This window comes from Planococcus lenghuensis (assembly GCF_001999905.1).
Classification (GTDB): domain Bacteria; phylum Bacillota; class Bacilli; order Bacillales_A; family Planococcaceae; genus Indiicoccus; species Indiicoccus lenghuensis.
Map to the genome: position 1 here is coordinate 301,321 of NZ_CP019641.1, position 20,138 is coordinate 321,458.

Consider the following 20,138-nt stretch of genomic DNA (forward strand, 5'->3'; position numbering starts at 1 on the left):
GTGCTTTTACAAAGTTTTACAACCCCTTAATAGCGCGTTAATATTCCTCTGCAATACTATAAAGAGCCGGAAGAGAGGAGCAGATGAAGATGAGAATTGCAGTAATAGGAGATTTGCATTATCCCTCGTTGAAAGACACGTATGCGTTTATTCAAAAGGATCGGCAGGCATTTTATGACACATTTATTGAGCGGTTTTTTTCAGTTCCTGCTGATTTGTATGTATCCATTGGAGATTTGACAAACTATGGATTGCCGGATGAGCTTGAGGATATCTATTCTTATATCCGACGCCATGAAAAACCATTTGTGCATGTGCTAGGTAATCATGACATTTATGGGCTGGCTCGCGACGAAGTTCTGGCTATTACGAAGCAAGAGCGATTTCATGTCATGCCGACTGAGTCAGCCGTTTTGGTTTTTATTGATACAGCAAAAGAACAGGATTTTGATGACTGGGGCGGCACGCTGGATTTAACGCAGCTGGAATGGCTGGAAAGTGTCATGGAACAGTCAGGGAACCTGCCGCTCATTCTGTTTGCCCATCATCCGGTTCACGGGACAACCACTAATTTTGAAAAAGAAAAACTTTGCATTCATCCAGACGTGCCAATCTGGGAATTGTTAAGTAAAAAACAAGGGCTTGGACTCTATGTAAACGGGCATAATCACTTCAATTCCATTGCCGAGAGAGACCACTGGAACTTCCTGCAGCTTGCGGCGGTATTGGACGAACAAGCAGTACGTGTGATTGAGGTGGCCGATTCTCATATTTCTATTAATTCTGTGGATCTTTCTGATGCTCAACTGAAACAGCAAGCACAGGTAATAGGAGAAGCGATCGACCATTTTAGATTAAATCCGTTCTCTTCAGGAACAGGAGCTAATGCAAACCAGGTGATTTCGCTATCGCCACCTATTCCTGCAAAATAACAAAAAGAATCGATTATTTCTGCTGCTCAATTGGGGACGAGAGAGGACACACCCCCTGTCCTCTCTCGTCCCCTTTCGTTGTTCTAATACATGAATAGCCCTCCGATTCCGAACAATGTTGATAGTTTTCGTCGAGTCATCCTGCTAAAATCCATCCATTAGCCTCTTTAAATATTAATGCGTCTGACTTTGAACCTCACGTGAATTGTCTGCGTCAGCAGGATTCAATCATCGGGCGATTCTGAAAGCCCCGCTGCCGCTCCCGGCCGTGATGAATCTGCTGCCCCGTAAAGGTTTCCGGTTGAGGAATCAATTAGAATCGCCTGGACATCACCAATCCTGATATCAGGTGATTCCGCCTTTTCCACCTCGAATCCCATCGATTCCAGTTTTCCCCAGACTTCTTGTCCTATTCCGACCTCTGCCTGTACAATCTGGTTCGGGCCATTGAACAATCTTGGCTTCCGGATTGCCTCCTTCAAATCCATCTTATATTCAAGGACATTCACTAGTACTTGAAGAACGGAAGCGACAATCGTGTATCCCCCGGGTGAACCGAGCGTGATAAAAGGGACTCTCTTATGAAATCCGATCGTTGGTGCTTTCGAACTCACCGGGTACTTTCCGGCTCTCGGCTCATTGACTGTTCCTGGTTTCGAATCGAAATCCGTTAAATCATTGTTTAATAGAAATCCATACCCAGGCACCATGATGCCTGATCCAAACATTCGTTCAATCGAGGACGTACAGGCGGCGACATTCCCCCATTGGTCAACAGCCGTGAAGTGAGTCGTCTCTGTTCCGCCATCTGAAGTCCCGTGCTGAATCAAGCGACCCGGCTCCCCTTCCTGGTACTTCCACGGGTCCCCAAAATCAATTGCCCCGTTGTGTTCCTTGAAATTGATCAGTTTTCGGCGTTCCTCTACATAATCGGGATGCAACAGGCCGGCCATCGGAATATCCACGAAATTCGGATCGCCAATATAGGCGTTCTTATCCGACAGGGCAATTTCCATCGCTTCAGCAATCAAATAATACTTCTCCCAGGAGTCGGGGCCGTACTGATTAAAATCAACCGGTTCAAGGATTTTCAGCAACTGCGCCACAGTGAATCCGCCTGCGTTCGGCGGAGCCGGAAATGCAAAATCGAACTCTTTGTAACTGCTCCATAACGGTTCATCAATCGAAGCCCGGTAATTCGCCAGATCTTTTTTTGTCATCAGCCCGCCAAGCGCCTGGATGGTCTCACTGATGGCGTCTGCGATTTTTCCTTCGTAGACGGACGCAAATCCTTCTTCCCGAATGATTTTCAACGTGTTTGTGAGATCCGGCTGTGTCACCGTGTCTCCTTCTACAAGGGGAACGCCATCTGGCATAAATACTTTTTTGGCTTCCTCTCCCAAGCGGAAGTGGTTGAACTTAATCGCCTGATCCCAGAGGAATTTCACTTCGTATTCTTCTTCTGCCAGCTTGATGGCCGGATTGATCAGCCGTTCAAGCGGCAGTGTGCCATAACGCTCATGCGCCAACTCTATTGCTTTCATAATGCCCGGTATGCCCACCGCTGCGGCTTTCGTGGACCGTTCCAGGAAAGGCACCACATTCCCTTCTTCATCAAGAAACAGTTCCGGCTCCACGGCAGCTGGTGCTTGGCTGTGCCCGTTAATCACTTTTGTTTCATTCCGTTCACTGTCATAGACGGTGATAAAGCCGCTGGCGCCGATGCCCGTGTCCATCCCCTCGACTGCCGCCAATGCGAATTGAATGGCGATGATGGCATCAACCGCATTCCCGCCATCTTTCAACACCTGTTCTCCAACTTCGGTCGCTTCTTTTACGGCACTGGCGGCCATACCGTAACTTCCGATTGCAGTTTCCTGCCAAGCTGCCCGTTTATCTGCCTTTTGATTTTGAAAAATTTCGTCCAATTTCATGTTATCGGTCACCTCTTTTGATCGATTCGTTTCCTGAATTATTTGGTGAGTCCATTCCTTGTCTTTCCATCTTTACTGTTTACCCGATTTGCCTGCATGTTAATGAACTTTCAGGAATCGCAGCCATCTAACCTGACAGAATTTCACTCGTGCGACTTCGTCCTTGTTCTCGCACCCTTTTGTGAATGAGATGGAGATTAGAACAAGCGGCATTAAAAAATGAAGTTCCGGGTCTGGAACTTCACAAGTTTTCCTATCACGCCTTTTTCTGCCCGATCGCTTTTTTCAGCTTCTCGTACTCTGTTCCATTCCCTGTTGCATTTGCAAGCAGATCTAGTTTTTCCAGTAACAAATCGCGGTCAATATCATAGATGATTTCCTGTGATACATTTTCGATTGTGTTCTCAGCGAAACGCCAAATGTCGGTATGGCGAATCGGATTCGATGACTGAGCCAACATTCGAAGGGCAGATACAATTTCAATGATAATCGGAAGATCACCTTTCGCATAATGCCGGATCATTCCGAAACCTCTATATAGCGCGCCTTCAAAATGCTGCTCTCGGGTAATCACCCGGACCTGCTTGTCTGAATCAGCAAGATATGGTGTAAATGTAATGTGCTCGTCAATGGCCCGCATCAAGTTAGCCAGCTGATAGATGGCATTGATAGCCGAACGGGGATCCCCGTTGTTGATCGATTTGATAGCCACTTCTGCCAACTTGCTCATCGCCGCATAATTGTCCTGGATTTCCGTTTCTTTATTGCCGAATGCAAAGAATTTCGTATACGCTTCTTCATCCACTTTGTCAGCCCCTGGTCCCCAGTAGGAAAACAATGGGTTGCCGGCCAGCATGAAATCGCCTATCCGTTCGTGGAGTGCAAGGATTATATCGTCTTTCTGTGCCGCGCTGACCATGCCTTGAAAATCAACAAGCTGAATGTAGCCAGCCGCAGGTGCTTTCACTATCTTTGCGTGTTTCCGGAGCTCTTCTTTAAGATCTCCTGCTTTCACTACTTTCAGTTTTTCCATATCTTCTGTCAGGTTTTTTTGGATAATCTCTTCGGAGATAAGCCGCATATTCCACGTGATATTATGCACTTGCATCCAATAGATGGCGTGATTAATGAAAAAAAGGAAGATAATGGCCGTGCTAAACGTCATAAACACCGTCAGCAGCGGAACAAGGACAAATTCATCCTGCCGGAAATTATTCATGAATAAAAACAGGAGCAGCACGTAGATAAAACTGCCGTTGAATAGGCCGACGAAATGCTGGGTCTCTCTTGTGGCAATAAAATCCTGCAGCATGCGCGGTGAAAACTGACTGCTTAATGTAGTCAGAAATACCAGCAGGATGTTTAACGTAAACGCGCTCAGCAGCAAAATCGAAGCGATCAGTGTACTTACCAGCGTCCGGGTCGTTTCATGATTGAAGGCAAAGAAGCTGGCGCGTACGGAGAGATCAACTTGCATATCGATAAAGAGCGTGATAATTGCAAGGACGGCAGCTGCCATGACATACGCCAGTGGTTTAAACCAAAGTGACTGGTGTATTTCATGCTTCCGCTGCCGCCGGGACATCCGAAAATATTTCCTTATTTCTCTTGGCAGAAATTTTACCAACATACAGCAGATTCTCCTTTCGATTCCCGTCAAGAAGAGGAAGACGCAGGGGAAACAAACTCAAGAGAACGATCACTTCTACCGGTACTTGGTTAATCAGCAGTTGTACGTGATTTATGCACTTTGCCGACGAAGAAGTAAACGGTAACCAGAACGAGGAGCAAAAGCAGCATGGTAAGCCACGACAGAGTAGAAATCGCATTACCGAACGCCGTGTATAAAACGGCCGGTGCAATCAGCCCGAGAAGTGAATACAGCGCATACTCCTTATATGATTTCGTCATTTCCATTAAATACACGCTAAGCAGATTGAAACTGACGAACGGCATGACTCGCAATACCATGACCTGACCGAGGGAAATCGTTTTATCGTGCATAAATTTTTCCTTGAGGCGATCGATCTTCGCTTTGAATTTCGGAGACTGATCAACCATCCAATACGTACTTAGGGCGAGGATAGACAGCCCGATATAAGACAGCAGCACTCCTTTGACAAAGCCGAACAACACGCCCCCGGTGATGCATACGACAACGACGGGCAGAAACAGCAGTGGTCGGATGAGATGCAGCAGAATAAAAAGAACGGGAGCGAACCAGCCGGCACTGTCAATAAACGCTTTCATCGTTTCATAAAATTGTTCCATTAGAATCCTCCTGCAGAAATGCACTTTCTCCTCTCTATAGATAGAGGATTTGAATTCGAACCTTTCAATAGATAGACGAAATCCGCTGATTCTTTAGTCATCCCAAAGAATTGCAGAATGAAGAGAATCTCTCTATGCGGGAGAACACGATAATCCTCAATCAATTATTCTTGATAATCAGCAAAGAAACAACCGAAGTTTCATCCGAAATAGTCCTTCTAATCGCGAGTACAGATGAAGAGAACGAAACAGAAAGACCTCACTTAAAGAACTGCTGCTCCGTCTTTAATACACCTGTAGAAGAAAGCAAAACATAAGGAAAAGGATAACAAAACAGGCCTCGTTATATTCACGTACCGACTGTTTGCACAGAAGGCCATTGTCGCGCGTCGGATTCGAGGGCACTGAGAAGTTTTCTTCTGCGTCCCTGAAGTTGTTCAACTTCTGCTTTAAATTCTTTATCGGTCATCGTCGGCAAACCGAAAATCCGAATATCGTCTAAATTAGCGATGGCTGGAACTTGTCCAGCTGTTTTAATGAGCCGGGGTGAAAGTGCATCCAAGTAGCCTTCAATACTTGATCTTGCTTCTTGAATCAATACCCTATTCGGCTGATACGGCTCGGGAACGCCGAATCGAAGAATTGTCAGTGCTTCATCGAGGACAGTAACTGCAACTGATGCAGCTTGTTCGTCCTGTGGACAGTGATAGTAGTACAGAACCGGATAGGCTTTGTGCTGTGCGGCCAGGGTGCTGAGTCGTGAAGAAGTGGAACTTAACAGCAAATTAATATCGGAAAAATCGTTGCCATTCCACGTGTTTCTCACAAATTCACTTCCCGATTTGCCAATTGCGGTAATACTGGAAGCAAACGAACGTTGCTGTATGACCGAATTGAGAATGGATAGTGTGTATGTGGCACCAAGCGTCAGAAACAAAAAGCCGTTTCCTGATGCAGCTGCGGTGGCCACTTGCCAGAAACCCTCTCTTGGAACATAATCGCCAACGCCAAGCGTGAATACGACGTATCCCGTAAAATAAACCCGCTCACTCCAGTTGATTGGCTTGTCATCGCGTGTATCAACCACTGAATGGATATCCCCGGAAAAAACCAGCAGCCATCCGAGCCATAGTAACCCAATCCACATTAAGAGTGTGATGGCCAAAACGGCCGGTCCTGCCAGACTGAGCAGCAAAGGATGACCCCTGCTGATTCCTCTCGTCATCTTCCATAAGAATCTCGATAATCGGCTGGAGATGGGCCCGGCTCCTCCGTCGACCCAAAGCGTCGTCCAGAAAACATCTATCGTCACGAACAGCAATAGGCCAATGCCGGCCACTAAATAAATCCATTCCATGCACCTAATCTCCTTTCTATTCCTTTTCCATCTCCAAATACTCTTTTAGGATTTCGTTCTCCATTTTCAAGTTAGCGATCTGCCTGCTCCGTTTTTCATCTTCGCCTGTGTTTTCAGGTCCGTGTCCATACGTATACCGCTTACCGATCGGCTGGTCAAAGCGATACAGCTCATTTGCCCGATACCATCTCATCCACGTCTTAATTTGGGATTCATTTTTGATGCCATGCTTCTCCATGACTTCCTTTGTCGTCAATTGACCGCTCAATTTGTCCTTGACGACGGCCCGTTTCACTTCGCTTGAATACACGTTTTTGCCCATGCAAAAACACCTCCGATTTCTATACCTGTTTCCAGTGTATCATCTCGAAGGTGTTTTATTGTGTCCCATTAGTTTAGGTTAGCCCATCAAAGGCACATGCCCGAATCCGGTTTTTGTTTAGGCAATAAAACGCCTTCAATAACGATCACCTGAAGCGATACCTTGCGGTGCCACTTCATCAATTTCATCCAGTTCGCTCTGTGACAACGTGAAATCGAGCGCTCCAATATTTTCCCTTAAATATTTTTCCTTCTTCGTCCCTGGAATTGGTATGATATCCTCGCCTTGCGCCAAAAGCCAGGCAAGTGCGAGTTGTGCAGGCGTTACCTCTTTTTGCTTCGCCAATTGCTCAATTTTTTCGACGACCTTCAGGTTTTTATTAAAATTCTCACCTTGGAAGCGCGGCGAATGGCGCCGATAATCGTCTTTCGGGAAGTCTTCAATCTTTTGGAATCGGCCCGTCAGAAACCCACGGCCGAGCGGGCTGTAAGGTACAAAACCGATGCCGAGCTCGCGCGCCGTGTCGAGAATATCATCCTCCACGTCGCGGCTGAACAACGAATATTCCGTTTGCAGTGCCGTTATGGTATGCTCCTTATGCGCACGTCGAATCGTCTCTGAATCCGCTTCCGACAAGCCTAGGTAACGTACTTTCCCTGCCTTCATCAAATCGCCCATCGCACCGACCGTCTCTTCAATCGGCACTTCCGGATCCACCCGGTGCTGGTAGTACACGTCAATATGGTCCACGCCCAGGCGCTGCAGACTTTTATCACATGACTCTTTCACATACTTCGGACGGCCATTGACGCCTTGGAACGACTGATCCGCACCGCGCACGACCCCGAACTTCGTGGCCAGCACCACTTGATCTCGCTTGCCTTTCAATGCCTCACCCACGAGATTTTCGTTCTCGCCGAGACCATACATATCCGCCGTATCAAAAAACGTGATTCCCAAATCGATTGCCGTATGGATGGTCTCGATTGATTGCTGGTCATCACGACCGACATAAAAGTCCGACATCCCCATACACCCGAGCCCAATCGCCGAAACTTCCGGACCGTCCTGCCCCAATCTGCGTGTCTTCATATACATCGTCCGCTCCTTCGCTGAAAAATTTCCCGTGGTATAAAATACAATTTATTTTTCTTATCCATCTGTTCCCCAACTGTCGGATTTTAAACGTTGAATGGAATAAATTCCAGTTAGACGAGCTAATTTCATAAATCGCCTATTTAAAAAAGCGCAGACGGCTTTCCTGTCCATTTTTCCTCTGAAAATAGGATTGAATTAAGGAATCCTTCACTCCTTGGACGGAAACCCGCTCGCTTTCCGCGGACTGGCCGGCAAGCCTCACCGCCCATTCCGTGCGGCGGAATCTTGCCTGCCAGTTATTCCGCAGGAGTCTCGCAAATTCCCGTTCCGTTCAGATGAAAAAGGAGCAGCTTCTTTAGCTGGATTCGAATCAGGCAGCGATCCTGTTCACCGTACCGGCCAGTTTCAGCCGATCGGCTGCCAGCCGGCATGCATTGTAGACAAGTGTGATCAATTGAAAATGAATTTTTGCTTTCTTGCCGGTGCGATGCCGGACGTTATTCAAATCGAAGTTCTGCTTCAAGTAAGCGTTGACCCGTTCGACAGCGCCACGTGTTTTATACAGGACATCCCATTTCACGGAACTTCTGGCCGGCACAGTATGTTTGCGAAGGTCGATCGACCTTTTGATCTTATTATAGACTTTCTGACATAGGGAATCATCCCGCGGCGGACAGGTGGCGCACTCGTGCGGTCTGGTGTATTTAAGGTTTCATACTTCGTATCGTAACTGTCGCGTGTTCCCGGACACATGTTGGCGCGAAGTGCTCATCGAAACCGAGCACTTCTCCTTCCTGACGCGGATTGTAGGCGATCACCGCCTGGAGTTCCATCCGGCGCAGCTGCTCATAGATCGCCTTGTAATCGTAGCCCTTGTCCATGATGCCGGACTGGAACCGGCCGGGCCACCGCGCTTCGATCAGCATCTTCCCCCTTCGTATTTAAATAGCTTCTGATAAGCGGTCATATGTTAACCGAAAATAAGATTCTTCCTTTTTTACGAAAAAATTTCACAGTATTGGATAACCGCTAATTAGGTTAATTTATCTTATTTCTCTATTTCCTTCGGTTCTAACAGAAAAACTGTATAACGCTTATCTTTTTCAAAATTTCAATCTATATAAGTTGATTTAATGTTTCGAACATCCAGCAATCAGGTGTATACTGTTAATACCTGAAAGGATGATCGAATATGGAAAAACAGGATCAGCTGAGCGAACTGCAGGAAGCCATGAACCAGGCGAAAGACCGCCGGCTTTACGAACGATATCTGGCTGTCCGTCTTGTCCTGGAGGGCGAGACAATGGAGGAAGCCGGCCGGATCATCGGCCGGCGCCGCCAGGCCGTCAGTTCTTACTTGTCCGCTTATCTGGCAGGCGGCATCGAGGGACTGGCCCTTGGCCATTCCACTGGAAAGAAACCGAAACTGACGGCAGAACAGCAGGAAGAGCTGGCGGAGACGATTGCCACCCGGACACCGGCCGATGTCGGCTTCAGCGCCCGCTACAACTGGACACTCGCACTGGCTGCCGAATACGCGAAAAACAGATGGGGCGTCTCTTATTCCCTGCGCGGTATGTCGATTCTGTTGGGCAGGCAGGGGCTCTCCAATACACGGCCGACGTATACGCTGGAGAAAGCCGATCCGGAAAAGCAGCGGGAATTCAAGGAAAAGACGTTTCCAGCGCTAAAAAAAAGCTGATGGCTGAAGAGATCGACCATCTCCTCTTCGAGGATGAGTCGATGATCCGAGATTACCAGGCAATCGGGCGGACGTGGTTCAGAAAAGGGGAACAGCGGTTCATCCCCACTCACGGCCAACACAAAGGCGTGAAGCTCATCGCCACGCTAAATTACGCGACGGGCGAAGTCTTCTGCACAGAAGAAGAACGGTATGATGCCGTGACGTTCCTGCGCTTTCTCAGGAAACTCCTATCTGTTTACCCAACGGGTAAGATCGCCGTGGTTCTGGACAATGCCCGAATCCATCACGCGAAGCTGATCCAGCCGTTTCTGGAAGAGAACCGGGACCGATTGGGGCTTGTCTTCCTGCCGCCCTACAGCCCCCAACTGAACCTGACGGAAGGCCTCTGGAAATGGCTGAAGGAATCCGTCATTAACAATGTCTTCTTCCCGGATGTTCGTAAGATTAAGCTGAAAGTGCGGGAATTCATCCAGTACATCAGCGAGCGATTGGAAGAAGTGATTGATCGGCTTTGCGTGCGCCTTTGAGTATGTTTCTTTAATTCAACTTATATAGAAAATTTTCGTTAATCGTCCGTTTTTGGGCAGTCTCTAACCCGGCTTTGACCAGCATTCTGTATTCTAATGGGCGCTTGGTCAATTCAGCTCTTTTACCTATCGATTTTTGATCAATTTTTTCAATCTCCACCATTACTTAAACTCTTTCCAAACTCTCTCTTACTTAAATTCTTTCCGTCTGAACTTCGCTGTCACTTCATAAACAATCGGTACGATGACCAATGTCAGAAGGGTTGAGCTTGTCAGGCCGCCAATTACGGTGATGCCGAGGCCTTTAGAAATCAGGCCGCCGCCTTCTGCACCGATGGCCAGCGGGATCAAGGCGCCGATTGTGGCAAGTGCCGTCATCAGGATTGGGCGCAATCGGGTTACACCGCCTTCGATTAAGGCTTCACGTGTTGTCATGCCGGCTTTTTCCATGTGGATGACGCGGTCGATCAGGACGATTGCATTGGTTACCACGATGCCGATCAGCATCAAGACACCGATCAATGCGGATACGCTCAACGGTTCGCCGGCAATCCATAATGCTACCAGTACACCGATGACTGTGAACGGCAACGAGAACAGGATGGAGAACGGTGCGAGTGCGCCGCCGAATGTTAGAACAAGCACGAAGTAGACAATCGCGATGGCTGCAAGCATTGCAAGGCCAAGCTGCGTAAAGGACTCGTTGATTTGTTCCGCCACACCCCCGTGGTCAATGGAAACACCGCTTGGAAAATCGATTTCGTCGATTTGCCCGTCAATTTCAGCCGTAATTTCAGAAGCGTTATTTCCGATCACGTCAGCGCTGAGCGAGGCGTACATCTGACCGTCGCGGCGGCTGATTGTGTCGGACGCTTTTCCTTCCACTACTTCCATGACCTCGCCGATTTCAACGGTTGTGCCAAGCGCTGTCGGAAGCTGGATGGCAGTGACATCGTCGATTCCGCTGTATTCGGTTTCTTCTGTTTCGATATAGACATTGATATCCTGGCCGTCATTTTTAACGGTCGTCAGAACCGGAGCTTCTCCAGTGCTGCGGAGTGCCATGCCGATTTGGACAGTGGTCAGTCCGTTCTGCGCCAATGTTTCCTGATCGGCAACCAATGTATATTGGTCATATGCTTCTGACAGGCTCGATTCAGTGTTTTCAAGACCTTCATGATTTTCCAATAAAGGCTGGATATCATCAATGGCTGCCTGAATATCTTCTAAATTATCTCCGTAGACGAATAGCTCAAATCCGCTGGCACCCATGGCTGCGAAATTCATGTTGTTCCATTCGCCTTCTTCAGTCTGTGCATTTAATTCATCGATCAGATTCGTTGTTTCATCTTCAAATCCTTCAAAATCATCCTCATAGGCAACAAAGAACAGCGCGGAATTGTCTCCGCCGCCCATGCCCATTGCGGCCATCGGATTTTCTCCGCCGAGTGAGTATTGATAGGTTGTTACACCTTCGCGGCCGTCGATTAACGCCTCTGCATCAGATGCAACGGCTTCGACAGATTCACGGGTTTGGCCCGGTCCCGGCGAATACGTCGTAATGACCATTTTCTGTTCTTCTTCCGGAAGGAAGCTGACGCCAATGATCGGTACAATGAAGAAACTTGCAATCAATAAAATCGAAGCTCCGCCGAATGTGACGATTTTATGGTTCAACGTCCATTCCAGCACGCGCTTGTAGCCGGCAGCCAATTTGCCTGGCTTGTGTTCCTTGGTTTCATTGGCAGAAAGGTTCTGCAATTGCTTGCCGTACATCGAATGCGCCATTATTGGAACAATCGTGATTGCGACGAGCAGGGAAGCGGATAATGCGAATACGACTGCGAGTGCAAATGGCAGGAATAATTCGCCAATTTGCCCGCTGACTAATGCAAGCGGCAGGAATACTGCAATCGTAACGATTGTAGATGAGAAGATCGGCAGGAACATTTCGCTTGTTGCCGAACGGATCAATTCCTTGCCGCGCAGTTTTTCACCCGGCAATGCCATGCGGCGATAAATATTTTCAATCACGACAATCGAATCATCGATGACCCGCCCGATTGCGACGGTCAATGCACCGAGTGTCATGATGTTCAATGTGATATCCATCTGGTTCAACAGGAAAATCGCAATCAGCAGGGAAAGCGGGATCGAAATGATCGAGATGAACGTTGTTTTAAAGCTGCGCAGGAACAGGAGAATAATGATCACTGCGAATAAAATACCGAACAGGGCTTTGCTCAGCATCGTCTCAACCGATTTCTCGATTGGCTCGCCCTGGTCAAATGTGATATCCACCGTCAATGCCAAAGCGTTTTCGATTTCTGAAGCGATATCCTTAACATCATTGACGACATCCACCGTATTGGCATCAGGCGACTTGATAATTTGAATGCCGATCGATTCTTCACCGTTTGTGCGGGAAATCGATTCCGCTTCGCTGACGACTTCAATTTCAGCCAGTTCGCTGAGAGCTACTGTCGGTATGCCGGCAACGGCAGGTGTCTGTGGAGCAGCCGGCGCTTCCGTCGGAGGAGCTTGCGGTGTCTGGTCAGGAGCCACTGGTGTTTCACCAGGCGCTCCAGCGCCAGGCGCCTGTGCCTGTTGCGGAATCGCCGGAATCTGCAGATTGCGAAGATCATCGACTGTTGTGATATTGCCGTCAATGACCAGGTTTTTCACTTCGCCGCCAAACTCGGTCAAGCCGATCGGGAAAGTAAGGTTCGAACCTTGAATCAATTGTTGGATTGTTTCTTCAGTCAGACCGTACTGCGCCATCTGTTCTTCATTGAAATTCATCGTTACTTTCTGTATCCGCTGACCGGAAATCTGCGCGTCGGATAATCCAGCAACGCCTTCAAGCTGCGGCAGCACATCGTCTTCAACAACGTCCGTCAATTCTTCCAGTGAACGGTCCGGATCGGAGATGCTCAGCGTCAGAACCGGGAACGCATCAATGCTGATGCGGTCAACGGTTGGATCTTCTGCCCTATCGGGAATTTCAATTTGTGAAAGGGCATCTTCCACTTCCCTTACGGCTTCATCCATATCCACATCAAAATCATATTGAATCTGGATGATCGAAGCATTTGCCATCGATGTCGACGTTGTAAGTTCAACGCCATTCATGTTCTGAATGCGCTGTTCAAATGGAACAGTGATTTCGTCCATCACTTCATCCGGCGCAGCACCCGGGTAAACGGTGATAACTGTCGCTGCCGGCACGGTAATGTTCGGAATTGACTCTTGTTTCATCGTCAATCCTGCGTAAAGTCCGGCCACGACGACCATGATGGTCAAGATCCAGATGGCGAACTTATTCTTTAATGAAAAATCGATAATCTTCTTCAACTAGGACACTCCTCAGCGATGATTCTTCAATAGAAGAACTTCTTTTTCAATTTGTTTTTCCTGCGACAGGTAATCAGCCAGCGCATCGATTAGAAACTCACGTGGCTCATCCTGCTGCAGTTCCTGGCGCAATAAATCCAGTGATGCCAGCCGTTGGGCAGTATTTTTTGAATAAAGCTTGATTTTCGTTTCCATATCGGCGAAAAGGCTGTCCATCGAAAAGCCATTCTCGCTCTTCTCCGTAAAAACGGCTTCCATCGACTCGAGCTGCATCGTAATCGCTTCTACAGAAGAAGCGATGAAGCGGCTCAATTTATCGGTGGACAACTGACGGTTTTCCAGAATGGTCGTAATCATATATTCTTTCAAAATCCCTTCGACAACAGTGGTCAAATCTTCTAGGAATGGTTCGATTTCCTGTCCAAATGCTTCCAGCAGCATCGTTTTGTGGAATTTCGAAGAAGAACTTCGCATCTCCTGCAGCAAGGACGTCAGCTGCTCATTGCCATCGGTCGGCATATCCTTGAACACCATGATGAAGAAATCCCGTTCGCCTAAAATGCTTTCCAACTCAAACGCCAATTTCTTCGCAAACGCTTCCTTCGGCGAAAGGTCTTCTGAGATTTCCAAATGCTCCAACCCTTCAAGCGTCTCCGCCTGATACCGTTTGAGAATGCTCACCAGCAAACTCTCTTTGGAATCATAATGCTTATAGAACGCACCTTTTGAAATATCCACAGTATGGGCGATTTCCTGAACCGATGTCTGATGGAAACCTTTAATGGAAAAAAGGTGTACCGCCGCATTCATCAATTCCTGTTTTTTGTCCATCGAACCCTTCCTTTCAACTAGTTGGTCACGAATGGTGACTTATTGGTCATACGTTAAATCATAAAATTATTAATTACCAAAGTCAATTTGATTGGCCTCTGAAAATATGGAGAGTTTGTGACTGGAAATTATGGGCTTATATGAAAATAAAACATAAAGGGGCGAATAAAAGACATTGGGGGCGCTTATAACTTGCCACTCAAAATAAAAGATTAAATAAGCTGAACTAAATTTTTAAAAAATTATCCTTTCAGGTAAATAGAAAATAAAGTTTACCCGAAAGAATCGAGTGCGATGAACGATGACCAACCTATCCGTGAATTGGAGGAAGTGAGAAAATCGGCTCAGGACCGCCGCTCTTATGAGTGATACCAGGCGCTTCTTCTCTAAAAAAAGACTATCCCGAAACAGAGATTGCAAAAATCATCTGACGTAGTTCGCTTACGGTCTCGAACTACGTCGATGCCTATCAAAAAGCGGTATTGCCGGGTTTCGTTGGGGATTCAACCGGAAAACCACCAAATTTGTCTGCTAATCAAAAACAGGCTTTGTAAGAAACCGTCGCGTACAAGATCCCAATAGATGTAGGATTTCTTTCACGGTCCAACTGGATGCTTTACTTATGCCTATCCGACGAACTACACTATTCATTCATGCTTAACGCATGGGCTGATGAACTAGTGCATTCCTTAGTTTTCGGCTAATGATATAATTCTATTTGTTGTATTCGACAAGGACTACATCGTGGCCATAGTCAGTTTTGTTTGTCTATGGCATTCTAGAAATGGTTCTTACGTGAAGTTGGTGAAGGAATTTTTAATCCTTACGGTAGTATAATGAAGAAAAAAGGAGCGCGCAGCTATGCATAACATCGCTTGGCCATCTCCAGATCCTTCCCTTAAGCTCTTCTGCGTTTCGATGCACGATGACGTTTACAACTTGTTTGTCAAAAGCACATGAACTTCTTCACACTGCCCTGCCTGTTCCGCTCTCAGTTCCCGGCCCCATAGCCGATATTCGCGTAAAGTCCAGGACCTCCCAATCAGTGGCCGGGCTGTAGAACTTTGTATTTTGACAAGAGAATGGTTTTGTGACCAAGAGGACTGTCCTGTTCGGATCTTCACGGAGAGATTCGATGGAATCTCCATAAATCGCCGGCGGACAGACCGGACCGAACAGGCTTTGCGGAAAATCGCTTTTTCACCCAGCTGCCTGACGGCCGAAAAAGTAGCCTATTCCCTGCAGATTCCGATCAGCCATGATGCCCTGCTTGAACTGGTTCATCGGACAGAAGTAACACCGACGGTGTCTCCCTTTCTTAGGGCTTGATGATTTCGCTTTCCGAAAAGGTCATACGTACGGAACACTTATCTGCGATCTTGAGTCTCGCCAACCGATTGCGCTATTGCCCGATCGACTCCCAGAGACGATTACAACATGGCTCAAAACCCGACCCGAAGTCCTGCTAGTCAGCCGGGATGGTTTTACCGCTTTCCGGCAAGGAATCACGGAAGCGAACCGGTCTATTCTCCAGGTCTACGACCGCTGGCACTTCATCTGTAATGCCAAGAAACAGTTGGATTTGTTGTTACTACCGCTTATTCCGTCAGTGATTTCCTGGTCGTTGCCGTGTGAAAGCTCTGCAGAGGTGCCGGTGAACCTATCAGAAAAACGGGCGAAAGACCGGCAGAAACAAAAGTGGGAGTTAATTCTGGAAATCCAGGAAGCATATAAAAAAGGTAAACGTATTTCAAGACTGGCCAGGGAGTATGAACTAAATTGGCGGACTGTTCAGAAGTACATACGGATGACCAGTCCCCCTTCCGCTAGCCGTGTAAGGAGGCGGCCGACAGATAAGTACCAGTCATTAATCCAGCGTTTAGAAACTGAAGGCAAGACGGTAAAAGAGATTTATCAGTGTCTCCAGGAACAAGGGTATGCCGGTACGTATTCCGCTGTCCGGACTGTCGTGGAAACGTTACGGAAGAAACGGAATCTGCGGTTCTCCGAGGAAGAAGCCGTACGGTTTTCCAGAAGACAAGTGAGCGCTTATCTTTGGAGACCTGCGGCAGAGCTGACAGCTGAAGAAGTAGGTCTGTTAAGAAAGATCTTTCAGCTATATCCGGCAATCGAACCGCTTTATCAGCTTGTCCAGGAGTACCGTCGGGTTATCCAGGCGAGAGATTATGATGGCTTCCTGAAGTGGCTGACGGCTCAACTGTCTTCTCGAGACCAGCCATTCTATCAGTATGCCCGCCGGCTGCGAAGTGACTTGCAGGCTGTGAAGCACGGTCTCTTATTGTCTTATAGCAACGGATTGCTGGAAGGCCAGATCAATCGTTTAAAGATGATTAAGCGGATGACGTATGGCAGAGCTCATCTTCATTTGTTGGAGAAACGAGTTCTTTACCGTCTATAATTTTTATTGCGAAAAAATTAAGACTGAAGCTAATAGAAGGAGGCAAACTTCATCACCAACTTCACGTAAGAACCATTTTCTGCTTGCCAAAAACATTTTGTTTGTATATCTGTAAGGATATACGATAGCCGAAAAGAGCGTTCGTAAACGTATCTAAACATTTTACGAACGTTCGCCTATTTGCACATACTTTTACGAACGGTTTTCGGGTATAATCAGAAGAAAGAATCAATTTATGGGGTGAATTATGGAACATCGCAAATTTGGTTACATACGTGTCAGCAGCAAAGATCAAAACGAAGGCCGTCAATTGGATGCCATGCGGAAAATGGGCATCACTGAACGGGACATTTATCTGGACAAGCAAAGTGGCAAGAATTTCGAACGGGCGAATTATCAGCTGCTCAAACGGGTTATCCGCAAAGGAGATATTTTGTATATCCATTCACTGGATCGGTTTGGCCGGAACAAAGAAGAGATTCTCCAGGAATGGAATGATCTCACGAAAAACATTGAAGCCGATATTGTGGTCTTGGATATGCCGTTATTGAATACGACCCAGTACAAAGATAGTATGGGGACATTTATTGCGGACTTGGTTTTGCAGATCCTTTCCTGGATGGCTGAAGAGGAACGGGAACGGATCCGGAAACGGCAGCGTGAAGGAATCGATTTAGCCTTACAAAAAGGTGTTCAATTTGGGAGACCAGCTGTTTATATTTCAGAAGAATTCAAAGAGGTTTATAGAAAATGGAAAATTGGAGAGTTAACTGCAGTGGAAGCTATGCAAGAGGCCGGAGTGAAAAAGACCAGTTTTTACAAATTGGTAAAAGCATTTGAAGAAGAGATAGTTAACCCCTTATATAGAAGAAACTCAACATAAATGAGCCAATTTCATAAATGGCTTATTTAAAAAAGTGCAGATGGCTTTCCTGTCTTTTTTCTCGCTAAAAAATTGTTGTACGAATCCAATGAATGATTGAACGGGCAGGAACCCGCTCGCTTTCCGCGGACTGACCGGCAAGCCTCACCGCCCGTTCCGTGCGGCGGGATCTTGCCAGCCAGTTATCCCGCCGGAGTCTCGCAAGTTCCCAGCCCGTATAAATAATAGAAAGAAACAGGTTCTCTAGGCAGCGGCTTGATTCATGTCATTGGCCCGTTTTAAACGATCGGCTGCCATTCGGCATGCGTTGTACACGAGGGTGACCAACTGAAAATGAATTTTTGCTTTTTTGCCGGTACGGTGACGTACATTGTTCAAGTCGAACAGTTCTTTTAGATAGGCATTCACCCGTTCGACAGCGCCCCGTGTCTTGTAGGCAATCGCCCATTTTATGGAACTTCTAGCTGGCACAGTATGCTTGCGAAGGTCGATCGACCTTTTGATCTTAACGACTTTCTGGCAAAGGGAATCATGCTGTAATGGACAAGTGGCACATTCGTGTGGCCGGGTATATTTCAGGGTTTCGTATTTGGCATCGAAACTGTCATAGCGATACGCGTGTTCTCGGACGCAGGTGGGCGCAAACTGTTCATTGAATCCAAGCACTTCCCCTTCCTGGCGCCGATTATAGGCAATGACGGCTTGGAGATTCATCCGGCGCAACTGCTCATAGACCGCCTTGTAATCATAGCCCTTATCCATGATGCCTGCCTGGAACCGGTCGGGCCATCGTGCATCAACCTGCTTTAACAGTGGAATGGCGGCTTTCCCATCATTGAGACTCCCGGAGCTCATGAGTCCGCTGACAATGTACTGGCTTTCCGTACTGACAGCGAGATGAGCTTTATATCCGAACCAGAAGGTGTTCTTGCCGTCGCTGTTTTTCTTGATGCCCCATTTCGGGTCGGTCGGCATCTCGCACGCGAGTGTGTCAGCCGATTCGTCCAACAGGTGGATCATCTCTTTTTCATAAAGCGTCTTGGCTTCTTCCGCTGCTTTCTGTTCAGTAAGCCATTTCTCTCGTTCGTCTTTGGACTTGCGTCCAGGTTTCTTCGGGGCAGGTTTCTCTTTTTTGGGTGACGCGATCGCTTTGTCGCGCGCTTCAAAATGAGTCGCATCAATCGCCAGCGATTCTTCCGTAATGAAGCCTTCCTGGATGGCTTGTGCGACCAGGACATCTTGAATGACCGCCAATGCATCCGTCTCGCTGATTGCTGAGATCATCCGGGAATAGGAAGATTCAGAGGGCACGTCATCAGACAACAGAAACCCACAGTCGAATCGAAAGAACGGGTCCTGTCCCAGGCGTTTAACCAATCGTTTAATCGTCGGAATTCGCTCCACCACACGAGCAGCGATCAACGAATAGATCATGGCGCCGGTATTCAGTTCCCGAGGAGCCCCTCGATGGGTCTTTTTATCAAAAATGCGAAGAAGCGGACCCAGTTCCAATGTCGAAAAAATGGCATTGAACCGGTGGGTAGGTGCCATTTCGAATAATTCCTGCATGTCAAACAGGTTATCTTGTCTTATAATAGGCATAGAGCGCTTTCCCTCCTGTTTTGGTGTGTTGTGGTGACTACCATTATACAGGATTTGGGGAGGTGCTCCTTTTTTAACTTCTGACCGCCTTAGAGCCGCAAGGCCTCACAATTATGAAATTGGTTCAATTAATTTCGAAGTTAGAAACCTTCTTAATGAATGGCTTCGAATTAAAATGCGAAGTCGATTCGGTTATCACTACAACGTCAATTACAAAAAGAAACAGATAGAAGCTATGTGGGATTTGGATTACGATTACTAAAAAATAAATTACATCGAGAGCGCCGTAACCGGCGTTCTTTTTTATGCAAAAATCCAGAGTGCCTTCAGCCCCTTTTCATTTGCCGTATGAGCGACATGATTGTATTCTGTAGGTGTTCTTTTGCTGTTCCATTGCTGTTCTGAGCTACCGCTATTAAACGCTAACAAACTCAGTAATACCAAGGGTAAAAGGTGTTCAGTAGCCGTTCCGAGCCTCGCCATGCCGCTCCGTTTATCCGCTTACGTTCGAAAGTTTTTGCCGTATAGCCGCACATAAGTATAGATAATACGCCATTGTTTATACTGATACTTGCATGCATAGAATCTGTAAAGAAACAATTTACATGAAGAGGTTCAGCATCTTTGATTTTACAAACAAGAAACTTTGTAATACAATGTATTACAAAAAATCAAAGGAGGTTTTACCCATGGCCACTATTTCCTTGCGTGTGGATGATCGCGACAGCAAACTCATCCGCGATTACGCCAAAATGAAGAAGACGTCCGTTTCCGATTTGATGCGAAACGCCACCATTGAAAAAATCGAAGATGAGATTGATGTGGAAAATTTTGACCGCGTGCTTGCCAGTACGAAAAAAACCCATTCCTTGGATGACGTCAAAAAAGAATTGGGTTTATAAC

At 47.1% G+C, this 20,138-nt stretch carries 14 protein-coding genes and 3 pseudogenes; 6 read left to right on the forward strand and 11 right to left on the reverse strand.

The genetic code is table 11. The annotated features are described in order from the left end of the window. Positions 1 to 89: 89 nt before the first annotated feature. A complete protein-coding gene (locus B0X71_RS20080; RefSeq protein WP_198038764.1) occupies positions 90 to 932 on the forward strand; it encodes a metallophosphoesterase family protein in 843 nt (280 codons plus the stop codon). Between the two features lie 224 nt (positions 933 to 1,156). On the opposite strand, the gene ggt is transcribed toward B0X71_RS20080, so the two are convergent. From ggt to B0X71_RS21500, 7 genes and pseudogenes are all read right to left on the reverse strand, one after another. After that, positions 1,157 to 2,866 carry a gamma-glutamyltransferase gene (ggt, locus tag B0X71_RS20085; protein ID WP_077591326.1) on the reverse strand — a complete coding sequence of 570 codons (1,710 nt, stop codon included), beginning with the start codon at positions 2,864 to 2,866 and terminating at the stop codon, positions 1,157 to 1,159. 256 nt (positions 2,867 to 3,122) lie between these two features. Beyond that, the gene (locus B0X71_RS20090; RefSeq protein ID WP_198038765.1) at positions 3,123 to 4,451 is read right to left on the reverse strand and encodes a DUF2254 domain-containing protein; all 1,329 of its coding nucleotides are present in this window, start codon (positions 4,449 to 4,451) and stop codon (positions 3,123 to 3,125) included. Between the two features lie 134 nt (positions 4,452 to 4,585). Further along, positions 4,586 to 5,137, reverse strand: a complete 552-nt coding sequence (locus B0X71_RS20095; protein ID WP_077591328.1) for a TVP38/TMEM64 family protein — start codon at positions 5,135 to 5,137, stop codon at positions 4,586 to 4,588. 349 nt (positions 5,138 to 5,486) lie between these two features. Further along, entirely contained in the window at positions 5,487 to 6,494 is a 1,008-nt protein-coding gene (locus B0X71_RS20105; RefSeq protein ID WP_077591330.1) for an ion channel, read from the reverse strand. Positions 6,495 to 6,602: 108 nt separating this feature from the next. After that, positions 6,603 to 6,816, reverse strand: a pseudogene (locus B0X71_RS20110) (helix-turn-helix domain-containing protein); the annotation flags it as partial. Between the two features lie 135 nt (positions 6,817 to 6,951). Beyond that, the gene (locus B0X71_RS20115) at positions 6,952 to 7,908 is read right to left on the reverse strand and encodes an aldo/keto reductase (protein WP_077591363.1); all 957 of its coding nucleotides are present in this window, start codon (positions 7,906 to 7,908) and stop codon (positions 6,952 to 6,954) included. A 376-nt stretch (positions 7,909 to 8,284) separates the two neighbouring features. Continuing rightward, a pseudogene (locus B0X71_RS21500) lies at positions 8,285 to 8,795 on the reverse strand (transposase); the annotation flags it as partial. 311 nt (positions 8,796 to 9,106) lie between these two features. On the opposite strand from B0X71_RS21500, the gene B0X71_RS20130 reads away from it, so the two are divergent. Continuing rightward, a protein-coding gene (locus B0X71_RS20130; protein WP_269750118.1) for an IS630 family transposase occupies positions 9,107 to 10,146 on the forward strand; the annotation gives its coding sequence in 2 pieces (ribosomal slippage) (positions 9,107 to 9,604 and positions 9,607 to 10,146; 1,038 coding nt in all). A 10-nt stretch (positions 10,147 to 10,156) separates the two neighbouring features. On the opposite strand, the gene B0X71_RS21185 is transcribed toward B0X71_RS20130, so the two are convergent. Genes B0X71_RS21185 through B0X71_RS20140 form a run of 3 tightly spaced genes read right to left on the reverse strand, consistent with a single transcriptional unit; the run spans position 10,157 to position 14,331 of the window. Further along, a complete protein-coding gene (locus B0X71_RS21185; protein WP_156890008.1) occupies positions 10,157 to 10,309 on the reverse strand; it encodes a hypothetical protein in 153 nt (50 codons plus the stop codon). Between the two features lie 26 nt (positions 10,310 to 10,335). Further along, positions 10,336 to 13,500, reverse strand: a complete 3,165-nt coding sequence (locus B0X71_RS20135) for an efflux RND transporter permease subunit (protein ID WP_077591334.1) — start codon at positions 13,498 to 13,500, stop codon at positions 10,336 to 10,338. Between the two features lie 12 nt (positions 13,501 to 13,512). Beyond that, positions 13,513 to 14,331 (reverse strand): TetR/AcrR family transcriptional regulator, encoded by an 819-nt coding sequence (locus tag B0X71_RS20140; RefSeq protein WP_077591335.1) that lies wholly within the window; start codon positions 14,329 to 14,331, stop codon positions 13,513 to 13,515. 981 nt (positions 14,332 to 15,312) lie between these two features. Between B0X71_RS20140 and B0X71_RS21505 the strand changes: the two are divergent. From B0X71_RS21505 to B0X71_RS20155, 3 genes and pseudogenes are all read left to right on the forward strand, one after another. Beyond that, a pseudogene (locus tag B0X71_RS21505) lies at positions 15,313 to 15,660 on the forward strand (transposase family protein); the annotation flags it as partial. Between the two features lie 40 nt (positions 15,661 to 15,700). Continuing rightward, entirely contained in the window at positions 15,701 to 16,750 is a 1,050-nt protein-coding gene (locus B0X71_RS20150; RefSeq protein WP_232336890.1) for a transposase, read from the forward strand. A gap of 247 nt (positions 16,751 to 16,997) precedes the next feature. After that, positions 16,998 to 17,633 (forward strand): recombinase family protein, encoded by a 636-nt coding sequence (locus B0X71_RS20155; protein WP_077591336.1) that lies wholly within the window; start codon positions 16,998 to 17,000, stop codon positions 17,631 to 17,633. Between the two features lie 243 nt (positions 17,634 to 17,876). Here B0X71_RS20155 and B0X71_RS20160 read toward each other — a convergent pair whose 3' ends face one another. Beyond that, positions 17,877 to 19,235 (reverse strand): transposase, encoded by a 1,359-nt coding sequence (locus B0X71_RS20160; protein ID WP_077591337.1) that lies wholly within the window; start codon positions 19,233 to 19,235, stop codon positions 17,877 to 17,879. A 689-nt stretch (positions 19,236 to 19,924) separates the two neighbouring features. Between B0X71_RS20160 and relB the strand changes: the two genes are divergently transcribed. Next, positions 19,925 to 20,137: a type II toxin-antitoxin system RelB family antitoxin gene (gene relB, locus B0X71_RS20165; RefSeq protein ID WP_077591338.1), complete on the forward strand. Its 213-nt coding sequence runs from the start codon at positions 19,925 to 19,927 to the stop codon at positions 20,135 to 20,137. Position 20,138: the final 1 nt, after the last annotated feature.

What these genes read in the sequence shown, in the direction of transcription:
- relB (WP_077591338.1), top strand. Translation starts at nt 19,925, where the DNA reads ATGGCCACTATTTCCTTGCGTGTGGATGATCGCGACAGCAAACTCATC.
- ggt (WP_077591326.1), bottom strand. Translation starts at nt 2,866, where the DNA reads ATGAAATTGGACGAAATTTTTCAAAATCAAAAGGCAGATAAACGGGCA.
- B0X71_RS20115 (WP_077591363.1), bottom strand. Translation starts at nt 7,908, where the DNA reads ATGAAGACACGCAGATTGGGGCAGGACGGTCCGGAAGTTTCGGCGATT.
- B0X71_RS20105 (WP_077591330.1), bottom strand. Translation starts at nt 6,494, where the DNA reads ATGGAATGGATTTATTTAGTGGCCGGCATTGGCCTATTGCTGTTCGTG.
- B0X71_RS20155 (WP_077591336.1), top strand. Translation starts at nt 16,998, where the DNA reads ATGGAACATCGCAAATTTGGTTACATACGTGTCAGCAGCAAAGATCAA.
- B0X71_RS20095 (WP_077591328.1), bottom strand. Translation starts at nt 5,137, where the DNA reads ATGGAACAATTTTATGAAACGATGAAAGCGTTTATTGACAGTGCCGGC.
- B0X71_RS21185 (WP_156890008.1), bottom strand. Translation starts at nt 10,309, where the DNA reads ATGGTGGAGATTGAAAAAATTGATCAAAAATCGATAGGTAAAAGAGCT.
- B0X71_RS20080 (WP_198038764.1), top strand. Translation starts at nt 90, where the DNA reads ATGAGAATTGCAGTAATAGGAGATTTGCATTATCCCTCGTTGAAAGAC.
- B0X71_RS20140 (WP_077591335.1), bottom strand. Translation starts at nt 14,331, where the DNA reads ATGGACAAAAAACAGGAATTGATGAATGCGGCGGTACACCTTTTTTCC.
- B0X71_RS20160 (WP_077591337.1), bottom strand. Translation starts at nt 19,235, where the DNA reads ATGCCTATTATAAGACAAGATAACCTGTTTGACATGCAGGAATTATTC.
- B0X71_RS20090 (WP_198038765.1), bottom strand. Translation starts at nt 4,451, where the DNA reads ATGTCCCGGCGGCAGCGGAAGCATGAAATACACCAGTCACTTTGGTTT.